The 13530-nt window shown below is 74.5% G+C and carries 10 protein-coding genes; 6 read left to right on the top strand and 4 right to left on the bottom strand.

Annotation, left to right across the window (positions count from 1 at the left end; all coding sequences use genetic code 11):
* Positions 1-222 precede the first annotated feature (222 nt).
* Entirely contained in the window at positions 223-1272 is a 1050-nt protein-coding gene (locus ABZY91_RS35415) for an NAD-dependent epimerase/dehydratase family protein (protein WP_355407523.1), read from the bottom strand.
* A 173-nt stretch (positions 1273-1445) separates the two neighbouring features.
* Between ABZY91_RS35415 and ABZY91_RS35410 the strand changes: the two genes are divergently transcribed.
* Positions 1446-2780 carry a DUF1254 domain-containing protein gene (locus tag ABZY91_RS35410; protein WP_355407521.1) on the top strand — a complete coding sequence of 445 codons (1335 nt, stop codon included), beginning with the start codon at positions 1446-1448 and terminating at the stop codon, positions 2778-2780.
* 27 nt (positions 2781-2807) lie between these two features.
* Positions 2808-3479, top strand: coding sequence for a GAP family protein (locus ABZY91_RS35405; RefSeq protein ID WP_355407519.1), 672 nt, complete (start codon positions 2808-2810; stop codon positions 3477-3479).
* Positions 3480-3561: 82 nt separating this feature from the next.
* Here ABZY91_RS35405 and ABZY91_RS35400 read toward each other — a convergent pair whose 3' ends face one another.
* A complete protein-coding gene (locus tag ABZY91_RS35400; RefSeq protein ID WP_355407517.1) occupies positions 3562-5622 on the bottom strand; it encodes a sigma-70 family RNA polymerase sigma factor in 2061 nt (686 codons plus the stop codon).
* Positions 5623-5822: 200 nt separating this feature from the next.
* Here ABZY91_RS35400 and radA point away from each other — a divergent pair, with 200 nt between their 5' ends.
* Entirely contained in the window at positions 5823-7322 is a 1500-nt protein-coding gene (gene radA, locus ABZY91_RS35395; protein ID WP_355407515.1) for a DNA repair protein RadA, read from the top strand.
* Positions 7323-7462: 140 nt separating this feature from the next.
* The gene (disA, locus tag ABZY91_RS35390) at positions 7463-8569 is read left to right on the top strand and encodes a DNA integrity scanning diadenylate cyclase DisA (RefSeq protein WP_051769323.1); all 1107 of its coding nucleotides are present in this window, start codon (positions 7463-7465) and stop codon (positions 8567-8569) included.
* A gap of 85 nt (positions 8570-8654) precedes the next feature.
* Here the strand turns inward: disA and ABZY91_RS35385 are convergent, their stop codons facing one another.
* A complete protein-coding gene (locus ABZY91_RS35385; RefSeq protein ID WP_355407512.1) occupies positions 8655-9572 on the bottom strand; it encodes a hypothetical protein in 918 nt (305 codons plus the stop codon).
* Between the two features lie 182 nt (positions 9573-9754).
* On the opposite strand from ABZY91_RS35385, the gene ABZY91_RS35380 reads away from it, so the two are divergent.
* Positions 9755-10699 carry an A/G-specific adenine glycosylase gene (locus ABZY91_RS35380; RefSeq protein ID WP_355407510.1) on the top strand — a complete coding sequence of 315 codons (945 nt, stop codon included), beginning with the start codon at positions 9755-9757 and terminating at the stop codon, positions 10697-10699.
* 210 nt (positions 10700-10909) lie between these two features.
* Here the strand turns inward: ABZY91_RS35380 and ABZY91_RS35375 are convergent, their stop codons facing one another.
* On the bottom strand, positions 10910-12520 hold the full coding sequence (locus tag ABZY91_RS35375) for an MDR family MFS transporter (RefSeq protein WP_355407508.1): 1611 nt from the start codon (positions 12518-12520) through the stop codon (positions 10910-10912).
* A 287-nt stretch (positions 12521-12807) separates the two neighbouring features.
* Here ABZY91_RS35375 and ABZY91_RS35370 point away from each other — a divergent pair, with 287 nt between their 5' ends.
* Entirely contained in the window at positions 12808-13434 is a 627-nt protein-coding gene (locus tag ABZY91_RS35370) for a helix-turn-helix domain-containing protein (protein WP_355407506.1), read from the top strand.
* Positions 13435-13530: the final 96 nt, after the last annotated feature.

The following is a 13530-nucleotide window of genomic DNA, read 5'->3' as shown; positions in this document are numbered from 1 at the left end:
GACCGTCCTCTCGCTGGCCATCCCCTCGATCAGCGAGACCCTGCGGCCCAGCGGCACCCAGCTGCTCTGGATCGGCGCACGGCCGCGCCCGCCGGTCGGCTGCCGCTCCGCTGCGGGCCCGTTCCGGGGCCGTGCGTCGCCGTTCCGTCCGGGGTCGCAGCTCCGCTCGGCAGGCCCTGCCCAGCGGTCCTGTGCGGCAGTGGCTCTGCTCGGCGGTCCCGCTCAGGGCCGCGCGGCCAGCAGCCGCTGCTCCTTCGCGGGCTCGATGCCGTGCACGATCCGGCCGCGCTTGCGTCCGTCGGCCTCGGTGTCGCCGGCCGGCCCGCGTTCCTGCAGCCAGGTCCAGGTGTCCCGCGCGGTCTCGGCGAACGGGCGGCAGCGCAGCCCGGCGGCCTCCGCCCGGGTGGTGTCGGCGAGCCAGACGCCGGCCATGGTGGGCAGACCGGGCGCCCAGAGGGGGAGTTCGCTCCACGGCTGGACGCTGTCCGGCCCCTCGGCCAGCAGCGGCGCGTCCTCGACCCAGACCAACTCGGCCCCGGCCCTGTCGCCGTCGCCGCCCGCCCCCACCGCCGCGATGCAGCCCGTCAGGAATTCCCGGTAGGTCAGCCGGCCGGGCGGCGCCGTGGTGACGTAGCGGCCCGCCGTGCCCGCCGTCACCAGGTCGAGCCCGAACACCGCGAAGTCCCGGACGTCGATCAACTGCACCGTCCGCTCCGGGTCCCCCGGTGCCAGCACCCGGCCGCCCCGGGCCATCCGCTCCAGCCACCACGGGAGCCGGCCGCCGCGCTCGTGCGGGCCGATCAGCAGTCCGCTGTTGAGGATCGTGGTGTGCTCGGCCCCGAACTGTTCCAGCACCGCGCGCTCGCAGCCGGCCTTGAGCGCGGTGCTGAACTCCTGGCCGGGCGGAGTGTCGGCCGGGCAGGGGTGGAGGGCCGAGGACTCGTCGATCACTTGGGCCGGCCAGTCCGCGAAGGCGTGGACGGAGGAGACCAGGACGTAGTGGCCGGCGCGTCCGCGCAGCAACCGGGCGGAGAGCGCGGCCTGGGCGGGCTGCTGGGCCGAGGTGTCGACCACGGTGTCCCAGCGCCGGTCCTCGACCAGCCGCGCCAGGTCGTCGGCCGAGTCGCGGTCGCCGCGGACGACCTCGACGCCGGGCAGGTCGCCGCCGGAGCGGCCCCGGTTGAACGTGGTGACCGCGTGGCCGCGTGCGAGGGCTTCGGAGGCGAACGCCCGCCCCAGGAAGGACGAGCCGCCGAGCAGGAGGATCTTCATACCGGCAAGCCTGTCCCGGGGAGGGTCCTCGGTATGCCGTCGTTCGCGCTGGGCGGAGCCCGCCCGCGCCGGAAGCAGCCGGGATGCTGATCGTCCGGGGGCCGCATAGCATCCCACCTGTACCGAAATGCCCGAATCGGTTCGCCGGGCCCAGGCCCCGAGGAGACGCCGCCATGACCGAGCCCGAGCTGGAGGCCCTGGCCGCCGACGCCTACGTCTACGGCTACCCGATGGTCGCCGGCCTCACGATGGTCGAGCGGTTCGTCCAGGGCGGCACGGGCGTCCTCCCGGCGACCCCGTACAACCACTTCGGTCACGCCACCCGGCTGGCCGGCCCGGACGACGAATTCGTCTCGGTCAACAACGACACCGTCTACTCGGTCGCCCAGCTCGACCTCTCCGAGGGCCCGCAGATCCTGCGGCTGCCGGACACCGCCGGGGCGTACCACGTCCTGCAGTTCGTCGACGCGTGGACCGACAACTTCGCCTACCTGGGCCGCCGCGCCACCGGCACCGGGGCCCAGACCTGGCTGGTCGTCCCGCCCGACTGGCACGGCACCCCGACCGATCCGGACCGGGTGATCGTCTCGCCGACCACCGTGGCCACGATCGTCGGCAGGTTCGCCTGCACCGGCCCGGACGACCTCCCCCGGGTCCGGGCCCTCCAGGACGGGCTGACCCTCGAACCGCTGGAGCCGGGCGGCCTCTCCGCCGGGCTGCCCGCACCCGACCCGGAGGTGCCCGAGCGGCTCGCCTTCTTCGAGCGGCTCCGGGTCTGGATGGCGGCCTTCCCGCCCGCGGAGACCGACCGGACGTACGAACAGCGGTTCGCGCCGCTCGGCCTGCTCGACACGGGCACCTCGCCGTACCGGGCCGCGGCCCCCGACTGGACGCTCGCCCTGGCGAAGGGGCTGGCCGCCGGCCGGGAGCGGGTGGAGGACGCGACCCGCCCGCCCGAGGACCACCCGGCCGGCGAGTGGCGGGCGGCGCTGCACCTGTTCGACTACAACGTCGACTTCCTCGGCCCGGGCACCCTCGACGACCCCGAGTGGCGCATCCCCGACCGCCGCGCCGCCTACCTCAGCCGGGCCGCCGCCGCCCGTGCCGGCCTCTGGGGCAACCACGCCTACGAGGCGCTGTACGCGATGACGTACGACGACGCCGACGGCCGCCCGCTCACCGGCGCCCACCACTACACGCTGCGGTTCGACCGGCCGCCGCCCGCCGACGCCTTCTGGTCCGTCACCATGTACGGGGTCCCCGAGTACTACCTGGTCGACAACCCGGCCGACCGCTACTCGATCGGCGACCGCACCCCCGGCCTGGTGTACGGACCGGACGGCTCGCTGACGCTCCACCTCCGGCACGACCGGCCCGCGGACCCGGCCGAGGCGGCGAACTGGCTGCCCACGCCCGAGGGCGGCTTCCGGCCGACGATCCGCATCTACCAGCCGCAGCCGGCGGCACTGGACGGCACCTACCGGCTGCCGCCGATCCGCCGCCGGTAGCGGTTCCGGGCGCGAGGGGAGTCGGGGATGGGTGACGCCGTCGGCGGGATGCTGGCCTCCGCCGTGGGCATCGCGATCAGTCCGATGCCGCTCATCGCGGTGATCCTGATGCTGGCCACCCCCAGGGGCCGGAGCAACGGGACGGCGTTCGCGGCCGGCTGGGTGGTGGCGCTGGCGGCGGTGGTCACCGTGGTCGTGTCGGCGGGGTCGGGGCTGTCCGCCGGCTCGGACCGGCCGTCCTGGGCCTGGTGGCTCAAGCTGGCCCTCGGGACGCTGTTCCTCCTGCTGGGGTTCAGGCAGTGGCGGGCCCGGCCGCGCGAGGGCCACGTGCACGGGCCACCGGCCTGGATGGAGGCGGTGGACCGGTTCACCCCTGGGAAGGCGGCCGGGCTCGCCGCGGCGCTGGTGGCGCTCAACCCGAAGAACCTGGTGCTGGCCGTCGGTGGCGCGGTCTCGATCGCGACCGCCACCGCCTCGGGCGCCGGCAAGGCGTGCGCCGCCGCGCTGATGGTGCTGATCGGCTCGCTCTGCACGCTGGTGCCACTGGGGGTGTACCTGTTCGGCGGGGACCGGGCGGCCAGGATCCTGGGGGAGTGGAAGGCGTGGATGGCCGCGCACAACGCGGCGATCATGACGGTGCTGCTGGTCGTCCTCGGTGCCACGTACGTCGGTGACGCCCTCACGGGCCTCACCTCCTGACGGGCCACCGCCGCTGCCCCGCCCCGCCCTACCGGCCCCCGGCCCCCGTCGCCGGTCCCGGCCCGCTCCCGCCCCCTCAGGTTCAGTGCGGCGAGGGGCTTCCGGACGCCGTGCCCGCCGTGCCCGCCGTGCCCGCCGTGCCCGCCGTGCCCGCCGAGGTCGCCGGCTCGGACGGTGCACCCGGTGCGGACGAGGCGGACGGGGAAGCGGTCGGCGGAGCACTCGGCGAGGCCTCGCCCGTCGGTGTCGCCCCGGCCGGCCCGGTCGGGGTGGCCGACGGTGTGCCCGTGGCGGGGCCGGTCGCCGAGGGTGCCGGGCTGCCCGGCCCGTTCGAGGGCGTGCCGGAGGGTGCACCGGAGGGCGTGCCGGACGGCGAAGGCCCGCCGGTGGGGACCGGGTCCGTGCCCGGGCCGGCCGCCGGGTCGGTGCCGCCCGGCCCGGCCGGCACCGGGGTGGCACCGCCGCGGTGCTGCGGCCCGCCCTCCAGGGTGACGACGGCCTGCGAGGGCGGTAGCGCGATCCGGGCGGTCCAGCGGGTGCTCGGGGCGAGGCCGTCGTCGACGGAGACGATCACGGTGATCCGCTGCCCCGGCGCGAGCGTGCCGGAGTCGCGGCTGAGCCGGAGCCAGGCGACGTCGACGTCGGCGTGCCAGCGGATCTCGGTGGTGCCGGAGTTGGTGAGGGTGAGCACCGTGCGGTTGCCGTACTCGCCCGCGTCGACCGTGAGCAGGCCGCCGGTCGGGGGCGGGGCCTGCGCGGCGGACCCGGCGTCCGGGGTGGGCCCGGCGATCGTGGCCGGCCCGACGGCGGGGGCCGGCGCGGCGACCAGCGTCGGGCTGCCGAGCGGGGTCGCCCCGTGGCCCGGTACCGGAATCAGGGGGCCCTGGATCCCCGGGAGCAACGTTTCTGCACTCAGCGGTCCGGCACCCGCCAGCTCCATCCCGGCCACCGCGGCGCCCGCCGCACCGGCCGCCTCCGGCACGCCCGCCGGTCCGCCCGGCTGCCCGGGCCCCGCCGACGGACCGCCCGGCCGGCGGCTGCCCGCCCGTGCGTCCTCCTCGACCCGGACCGACGAGACCGACGCCGCGGCCCCGGGCCCGTCGCCGCCGCGGTGCCCGGCCCAGAGCGCGACCACCGGTGCCGCCAGCACGGCGGCCAGTACCCCCGTGGTCACCACCCGACGGCGCACCGTCGGCCCCCGGCCGGTGTCCGGTGCGCGGTGGCGCGGGAACCCGCCCTGGTCGAACCGGAGGCCCGGTTCGGTCACCGGCACCGGACCCCCCGCCCGGCGGCCGGCCGGACGCCTGGCCGGCTGCGGCAGGAAGACCACGGACCCCGCCGGGGCGCCCGTCGCCACGGGCGCGGCCAGCACCGGGAGCCCGGACAGTCCGGCGGCCCCCTCCGGCACCTCGCCCGCGACCCGCTCCGCCGTCCCCCGGCAGGTCGGACAGGCCACCACGTGCTGCACCAGTTCCCGGCGGAGCGCCGGGCCGAGCACCCAGTCCCGCCAGCTCTCCGCCCCCGCCCCGCCGAGCCGGTCGAGTTCGGGGCAGCTGCCGACGCCGAGCACCAGCAGGGCCGCCCTGGTCCGGTCGACCTCGGCCCGGGCGGAGTCCAGCAGCGTCCGGACGGTGTCGAACGGCAGACCCAGCACGGCCGCCACCTCGATGGGGCTCAGCCGGTGGCGCACCGACAGCTCCAGGGCCTCGCGCTGCTCGGGGTCGGTGCCGGCGGCCTCGGGCCAGGCCAGCGAGGCCAACTCGCGCCGGCGCCGCCCGGCCTCCTCGTCCGCGGTGGCCGAACCCCCGACGCCGGACCCTCCGCCCGCCGCAGCCCCGCCCGCCGCAGCCCCGCCCGCAGACCCCTCGACCGCCGGGGCGTCGTAGGGCCCGGGCACGCCCGGCCCGTCCGCCAGCCGCCGCAGGCAGCAGTACCGCGCCAGCGAGTACAGCCAGGCCCGCACCAGGCCGGGCTCGGCGAGCCGCGCGCCGTGCCGCACCGCCAGCTCGCGCACCTCGCGCAGGGCGGCGCCGGCCGCCCGGTGCTCGCACAGCACCGAGAGGCAGTAGGTGAAGAGTCCGTCCACCTGGCGGTCGTACGCCGCGAGGACGGGGTCGCGCGGTCGTTCCGTACTCGTTGTCACCCGTCCGACGGTAGAGACGCCACCCGGTCGGCCCGCGCCGTTTCGCCCGGTTGTACTTCTTTCGGGTAACAACATCGCCCGTTCGTGGACCGGCTGCCCCGCCCGGACCCCGTCCGAGCCCCACCCGGGCCCCGTCGCCCCGGTCGTCATCGCCGCCGCTGCCGCCCCGCGTTGTCGGACCCAGGCGCTACGGTGACCGCATGGCTGCCCGTACCAAGACCACCGCCAAGCCGCGCCCGGCGTACCGCTGCACCGAGTGCGGCAACCAGCTGCCCAAGTGGGTGGGCCGCTGCCCGGAGTGCAACGCCTGGGGCACGGTCGAGGAGTACGGCGCGGTGCCGGTCCGGACGACGGCCGCAGGGCCGGTCAGCTCGCCCGCCCGTCCCATCGCCCAGGTGGACGGCCAGGTGGCGACGGCCCGCTCCACCGGCGTGTCCGAGCTGGACCGGGTGCTCGGGGGCGGTCTGGTCCCCGGCGCCGTGGTGCTGCTGGCCGGCGAGCCCGGTGTCGGCAAGTCCACCCTGCTGCTGGACGTCGCCGCCAAGGCGGCCTCCGCGCAGCACCGCACGCTCTACGTCACCGGCGAGGAGTCGGCCGGCCAGGTCAGGCTCCGCGCCGACCGGATCAACGCACTCTCCGAGCACCTCTACCTGGCCGCGGAGTCCGACCTCGGGGCCGTCCTCGGGCACATCGAGGCGGTCAACCCGGGCCTGCTGATCCTGGACTCGGTGCAGACCATCGCCTCGGCCGAGCTGGACGGGGCCCCCGGCGGGCCGGCCCAGGTCCGTGAGGTGGCGGGCGCGCTGATCCGGGCCTCCAAGGACCGCGGGATGGCCACCCTGCTGGTCGGCCACGTCACCAAGGACGGCCAGATCGCCGGCCCCCGCCTGCTGGAGCACCTGGTGGACGTGGTGCTGAGCTTCGAGGGGGACCGGCACGCCCGGCTCCGGATCATCCGCGGGATCAAGAACCGGTACGGCGCGACCGACGAGGTCGGCTGCTTCGAGCTGCACGACGAGGGCATCGAGGGTCTGGCCGATCCGTCCGGTCTCTTCCTGACCAGGCGCGACAAGCCAGTCCCGGGCACCTGCCTGACCGTCACGCTGGAGGGCAAGCGCCCGCTGGTCGCCGAGGTGCAGGCGCTGATGGTGGATTCGCAGATCCCCTCGCCGCGCCGGACGACCTCCGGTCTGGAGTCGCCCCGGATCGCGATGATCCTGGCCGTGGTGGAGCGTCACGGCGGGGTGAAGCTCGGCAAGCAGGACATCTACACCGCCACCGTCGGCGGGGTGAAGCTCTCGGAGCCCTCGGCGGACCTCGCGATCGCGCTCGCCGTGGCCAGCTCCTCCTCCGACACCCCGCTCCCCAGCAACCTGGTGGCGATCGGCGAGGTCGGCCTGGCCGGTGAGGTCCGGCGGGTGACGGGCGTGCAGCGGAGGCTGGCCGAGGCGCACCGGCTGGGCTTCACCCACGCGCTGGTCCCGTCGGACCCGGGCAAGGTCCCGCCGGGCATGAAGGTGGTCGAGGTGGCGGACATCGGCGAGGCGCTGCAGGCGATCCCGGGCCGCCGCCGGGCCGCCACCAAGCCGAAGGGTGAGGCTCCGTCGGCCCCGCCGGCCCCGCGCGCGGCCCGGGTGGCGGCCTATCCGGAGGAGGTCATGGAGGGGTGGGAACCGCTCGACTCCGACGAACTGCACTGACCCAAGCCCTGTCGTTGCCGCACGCAGTTAGACTTCCCCTTGTCTCATTGGTGATAAGGCAGTACTAAGCGACAGAGCAACAGACCGCAGGGCCGGCGCACCGCGCGAGGCGCGCGGTACGGGGCGACCGGAGGAGTCACGTGGCAGCCAGCGACCGGGCGGACAAGTCCTCCCGCGAGGAGGCCCTGCTACGGGCCTCCCTCACCGCCATCGCTCCCGGAACGGCGCTGCGTGACGGCCTGGAGCGGGTGCTGCGGGCCAACACCGGCGGTCTGATCGTGCTCGGTTTCGACAAGACCGTCGAGCCGATCTGTACGGGCGGCTTCGTGCTGGACGTCGAGTTCACCGCGACGCGCCTGCGCGAGCTGTGCAAGCTCGACGGTGCCGTGGTGCTCGACAAGGACATCACCAAGATCGTCCGGGCCGGTGTCCACCTGATGCCGGACTCCACCATCCCGACCGACGAGACCGGGACCAGGCACCGCACCGCGGAGCGGGTCAACCGGCAGACCGGTTTCCCGGTGGTCGCCGTCTCGCACTCGATGCGGCTGATCGCCATGTACGTCAACGGCACCCGGCGGGTCCTGGAGGACTCGACCACCGTCCTCTCCCGCGCCAACCAGGCGCTGGCCACCCTGGAACGCTACAAGCTGCGCCTGGACGAGGTGGCCGGCACGCTCTCCGCGCTGGAGATCGAGGACCTGGTGACGGTCCGGGACGTCACCGCCGTGGCCCAGCGGCTGGAGATGGTCCGGCTGATCGCCACCGAGATCGCGGGCTACGTGCTGGAGCTCGGCATCGACGGCCGCCTGCTCTCGCTCCAGCTTGACGAGCTGATCGCGGGCGTGGAGCCGGAGCGCGAGCTGGTCGCCCGGGACTACTTCCCGGAGCGTGCGGCCAAGAAGGGCCGGACGGTCACCGAGGTGCTGGCCGACCTGGAGGCGCTGACCCACGCCGAGCTGCTGGACCTGCAGACGGTCGCCAAGGCGCTCGGCTACTCGGGCACGCCGGAGTCGCTGGACTCGGCGGTCTCGCCGCGCGGCTACCGGCTGCTGGCCAAGATCCCGCGCCTGCCCAACACGGTGATAGAGCGGCTGGTGGAGCACTTCGGCGGGCTGCAGAAGCTGCTGGCCGCCAGCATCGACGATCTGCAGACGGTCGAGGGCGTCGGCGAGACCAGGGCCCGCTCGGTCCGCGAGGGCCTCTCCCGGCTCGCCGAATCGTCCATCCTGGAGCGCTACGTCTGACCGGTCCGGTCCGGACACGCAGGAGCCCCCGACCGTCCGCGGCCGGGGGCTCCTGCGTGTCGTCCGCCGGGCGGGTGACCGCCGGTCAGTTCTCCAGGCGGATCGAGGAACGGGCCGAGGCCTGGCCGCCGGAGAGGCCGGTGAGGTCGGCGACGACCAGGTAGTTGCCGGCCGGCGCGGGGGCCGGGTCGGCGGTGGCGCACTGCGGCTTGCTGCGGCCGCGGTCCCAGGTGAAGGTCTCGGTCAGGCCGTTGTTGGCCGGGAGCTGCACCCAGTTGCTGTTGCGGTCGGCGGGGCAGTCGCCGGAGGACCAGATGCGCTCGCCGTTGCTGGCGGTGACGGTGATCGCCGAGGCGGTCCGGCCGAGGTCCACCCGGCAGTTGGTGCCCGAGGAGTTGGTGACGGTGAGCGCCAGCCGCGGCTTGTCCTTGGGCTGGTAGGCGTTCTGGGCGCTGGACAGGCCGAGCGTCACCTGCGAGGAGGCGCAGACCGGCAGCGCCATGACCTCGGGGGTGTTCACCGGGGGAGGGCCGCCGTTGCCGCCGCCGGTACCGCCCGCGGCTCCGCCGGTCCCGCCGCTGCCGCCGGTTCCTCCGGCCGCGCCGCCGCCCGTCGCCGTACCGCCGGTGGCGGGTGCGGGGTTGGGCGCGCCGCCGGTCGTGCCGCCGGTGCTGAGGCTGGCGTCGCCGCCGCCTCCGCCGCCCACCGCGCCGCCGCCGGTCGCACCACCCGAGGCGGTGCCGCCGCTTCCGCTGCCGGGGCGCGAGTTGTTCGCCGGTCCGCTGGGCGAGGCGCCCGGCGTGATCGCCTGGGCGGGGCTCTGGGACTGGGTCGGCGCGGCCTGCGCGGTCTTGTCCTTCGAGCCGTCGTCACCGCCGCCCTGATCGGACATCAGCCAGATGACGAGGGCGGCGACCGCGACGACGGCGATGAGCACGACGATGCGCCGACGCCAGTAGATCGAGGCCGGCAGCGGTCCTACGGGTTGACGCAGAGAGGGCACGCCCAAACTCTACGAGACAGTGTGTGCCCCCTGACGCACCAACACCGCACACTCACCCCTTCCTTCACATGATCCGCCATTTGCGCCGTTCGGGGGAGGCTGAATGGGGGGTTTTGCGGCCCGATCCGGAATCCCGTGATCCACTTCGGTTGCCGTCGCGGGCGTGGGAGGATCGAGGGGCCATGGCTGCCAACACCGTCACCCCCGCCGTCCCCGCCCCCGCGTCCGCCGCCGGGGGGCCGAAGCTCGCACTGCCGCTCCCCGTGCTGCACACGACCGTCCTCGACTGGTACGAGGCCAACGCCCGGGACCTCCCCTGGCGGACCCCGGACGCCTCGCCCTGGGCCGTGATGGTCAGCGAGTTCATGCTCCAGCAGACCCCGGTGAAGCGCGTGCTGCCCGTCTGGGAGACCTGGATGGAACGCTGGCCGACCCCGGCGGACCTGGCCGCCGAGGCGCCGGGCGAGGCCGTCCGGCTCTGGGGCCGGCTGGGCTACCCGCGCCGCGCGCTGCGCCTGCACGCGGCCGCGGTGGCGATCACCACGGAGCACGGCGGTGAGGTCCCGGACGACCACGCGACCCTCCTGTCGCTGCCCGGGGTCGGCGAGTACACGGCGGCGGCGGTGGCCTCGTTCGCCTTCCGCCAGCGGCACGTGGTGCTGGACACCAACGTCCGCCGGGTGTTCGCCCGGGCGGTGACCGGCGTGGAGTACCCGGCGCAGGCCACCACGGCGGCCGAACGGCGGACCGCCACGGCGCTGCTGCCCGACGCCGCCGCGACGGCCGCGACCTGGGCGGTCGGCGTGATGGAGCTGGGCGCCCTGGTCTGCACGGCCCGCGGCCCGGAGTGCGGCGACTGCCCGCTGTTCACCGTCTGCGCCTGGCAACGGGCGGGCCGCCCGCCCTACGAGGGCCCGGCCCGGCGGGGCCAGACGTACGAGGGGACCGATCGGCAGGTGCGCGGCAAGCTGCTCGCGGTGCTGCGGGACGCCCACGACACGGTGCCGCAGGCCCTGCTGGACGCCGTCTGGCCGGACGCGGTGCAGCGGGCCCGCGCCCTGGACGGGCTGGTCGCCGACGGCCTGGTCGAGCCGGTCGAGCAGGGCGTCTACCGGCTTCCCCGGTAGCCCGAGCCGACCGGAGGTCCCGGCGGGCGGCTCCGGCCCGGCGGCTCACGCCGGCAACCCCGCCGACCCGTGGCCCCTGGGCCCCCGGGGCCCCTAAAACCCGAAGCCCCGAAGCCCCGAAGCCCCGAAGCCCCGTGGCGCCGGCCCGGCCCGGCCCGGACAGGCCGGAGGCCCCCGCTCCGTGGAACGGGGGCCTCCGGCGGCCGGGCGTCAGATCGCGACGGCCGCGGCGTCGGACCCCTTGGCGGCCGCGGCGTCCTCGGCCGGCGGTCCGCCGGCGCCGCGCAGCGGCACCTCGCGCATGAAGACCGCGGCGGCGACCGCGATCACGGCGACACCCGCCCCCCAAAGGAAGACGGTGTGCATGCCGTTGGCCACCGCGTGGTGGTAGGCGTCCTGCACCGGCTCGGGCAGGGCCCGGAGCGCGGCCGGGCTGAGCTGCGACGGGTCGCCCTGCGAGCCGCCGGCACCGGCCGCCGAACCGAGTCGCTCCGTCATGGTCTCGGTGACCCGGCTGTTGAACAGCGCGCCGAACAGCGCCACACCGAACGAGCCGCCGATGGTGCGGAACAGCGTGGCGGTGGAGCTGGCCACACCCATGTCCTTGAGCTCGACACTGTTCTGCGCGACCAGCATGGTGATCTGCATCAGGAAGCCCATACCGGCCCCGAGCACGACCATCCAGCAGGCGGAGGCGAAGTTCGAGGTGTCGGTGGAGAGGGTGGAGAGCAGCACCATGCCGACGGTCATCACGATCGTGCCGATGATCGGGTAGATCCGGTACTTGCCGGTCTTGGTGACGGCCTGGCCGACGACCAGCGAGACCACCAGCATGCCGAACATCATCGGCATCAGCAGCAGGCCGGAGTTGGTGGCCGAGGCTCCCTGGACGGTCTGCTGGTAGAGCGGCAGGAAGACCGTCGCGCCGAACATCACGAAGCCGACCACGAAGCCGATCACCGAGACCAGCGTGAAGTTCAGGTTCTTGAACAGCGAGAGCGGCAGCATCGGCTCCTCGACCCGCTGCTCGACGTAGCAGAAGCCGATCAGCGTGGCCGCCGCCAGCGCGGCCAGGCCGAGGATCTCCTTCGAGCCCCAGGTGTACTCCTGGCCGCCCCAGGTGGTGATCAGGGTCAGTGCGGTGATGCCGGTGGTGAGCAGCAGCGCACCGAGGTAGTCGATCCTGGCCTTGCTGCGGACCTTCGGCAGCTTCAGCGTCACCACGACGACGGCGAGGGCGACCGCGCCGAGCGGCAGGTTGATGTAGAAGGTCCAGCGCCAGTTCAGGTGGTCCGTGATGAAGCCGCCGACCAGCGGACCGCCGATGGTGGCGAGGGCCATCACCGCGGCGAACATGCCCTGGTACTTGCCCCGGTCACGGGGCGGGACGAGCGCGCCCATGATCGACATCACGCCGACCATCAGACCGCCGGCGCCGAGGCCCTGGAGCGCGCGGAATCCGATCAGCTCGGTCATGTCCTGGGAGAGGCCGGAGAGGGCCGAGCCCGCCAGGAAGATCACGATCGAGATGAGGAAGGTGCCCTTGCGGCCGTAGAGGTCGCCGAGCTTGCCCCAGATCGGGGTGGAGGCGGCGGTGGCCAGGGTGTACGAGGTGACCACCCACGAGAGGTGCTCGGCGCCGCCGAGCTCACCGACGATGGTCGGCATCGCGGTTCCGACGATCAGGCCGTCGAGCATGGCGAGCAGCATGGTGACCACCAGGCCGATCATGACCAGGCGGATCTCGCGGGGGGAACGGGGCTGTTCGTCCTCGGCCGGTTTCTGTTCCGGTGACGGGGTGTCGGCCTTGGGTTGTGACATGGGGGTGCGGTCTCCCGGACTGGGTGGGGCGGGGCGTGGCTGACGGGAGCCCGGCGCGTCGGACGACCGGCCCGGCTCCTCGGCGTCTACTTACTTGACGCCCGGCTAGTTTACGGATCGACGGCACGGTAGGTTGTGTACTAGCCGGTCGTCAAGCCAGTTTTTCCGTGAACTGCCCGGGCAGGGAGAATGAGTCCGGAACGGGGCGCCGAACGCGGCGCCCGTCGGCAACGCCGCGGCCGCCGCAGGTCGTCAGCACCGGACATCGACGCAGTCAGAGGCAGGCCATGGGCACGACGCACAGCCCCCGTAGCGACACCCGGGCCCGCATCGTCGCGGTCGCCCTGGAGCTCTTCTCCGAGCACGGCTACGAACGCACCTCGCTGCGGGAGATCGCCGACCGGCTCGGTGTCACCAAGGCCGCCCTCTACTACCACTTCAAGACCAAGGAGGACATCGTCCACGGCATCGTGGCCACCACGGCCGTGCCGATCGACGAGCTCATCGCCTGGGGTCGCGAGCAGGAGTGGTCGCCGGAGGTGCGGGACGAGCTCATCCGCCGGTTCGCGGCCGGGATGTCCGAGCGGGCGCCGCTGCTCCGCTTCTTCCAGGAGAACCAGCCCGCGCTGCGCGACCTGCCGGCCGGTCGGGAGTTCAGGGAGCGGATGATCGCGCTGGTCCGGCTGGTGCACGGTCCGGGGGCGAGCTTCGCGGACCGGCTGCGCGCGATGATGTCGCTGTTCACCATCAACTCGGCGCTCTTCCTGCTCCACCAGGACAAGCGGCCCGAGGAGCGGACGGCGGCCGGTGAGGTCACCGTCGGGGAGCCCACCCCGGAGGAGGCGATGGCGGCCGCGCAGTACGTCGCGCTGGAGATCGGCCGGACGATCGGCCACGCCGCGCCGGGGAACTGAACGACCGTCGGGGGGGGCCCCGGGGGGGGGGGGGGCGGCCCCCGCCTGCGGGGATGAACCCGAAGGAAAACAAATAAAAAAACAACTAAGAGATTT

It is taken from the genome of Kitasatospora sp. NPDC002965 (assembly GCF_040611255.1).
In the GTDB taxonomy this organism is placed as follows: Bacteria; Actinomycetota; Actinomycetes; order Streptomycetales; family Streptomycetaceae; genus Kitasatospora.
This window is presented reverse-complemented; position numbering and strand designations above follow the sequence as displayed.

What these genes read in the sequence shown, in the direction of transcription:
- ABZY91_RS35415 (WP_355407523.1), bottom strand. Translation starts at nt 1,272, where the DNA reads ATGAAGATCCTCCTGCTCGGCGGCTCGTCCTTCCTGGGGCGGGCGTTC.
- ABZY91_RS35410 (WP_355407521.1), top strand. Translation starts at nt 1,446, where the DNA reads ATGACCGAGCCCGAGCTGGAGGCCCTGGCCGCCGACGCCTACGTCTAC.
- ABZY91_RS35405 (WP_355407519.1), top strand. Translation starts at nt 2,808, where the DNA reads ATGGGTGACGCCGTCGGCGGGATGCTGGCCTCCGCCGTGGGCATCGCG.
- radA (WP_355407515.1), top strand. Translation starts at nt 5,823, where the DNA reads ATGGCTGCCCGTACCAAGACCACCGCCAAGCCGCGCCCGGCGTACCGC.
- ABZY91_RS35380 (WP_355407510.1), top strand. Translation starts at nt 9,755, where the DNA reads ATGGCTGCCAACACCGTCACCCCCGCCGTCCCCGCCCCCGCGTCCGCC.
- ABZY91_RS35375 (WP_355407508.1), bottom strand. Translation starts at nt 12,520, where the DNA reads ATGTCACAACCCAAGGCCGACACCCCGTCACCGGAACAGAAACCGGCC.
- ABZY91_RS35370 (WP_355407506.1), top strand. Translation starts at nt 12,808, where the DNA reads ATGGGCACGACGCACAGCCCCCGTAGCGACACCCGGGCCCGCATCGTC.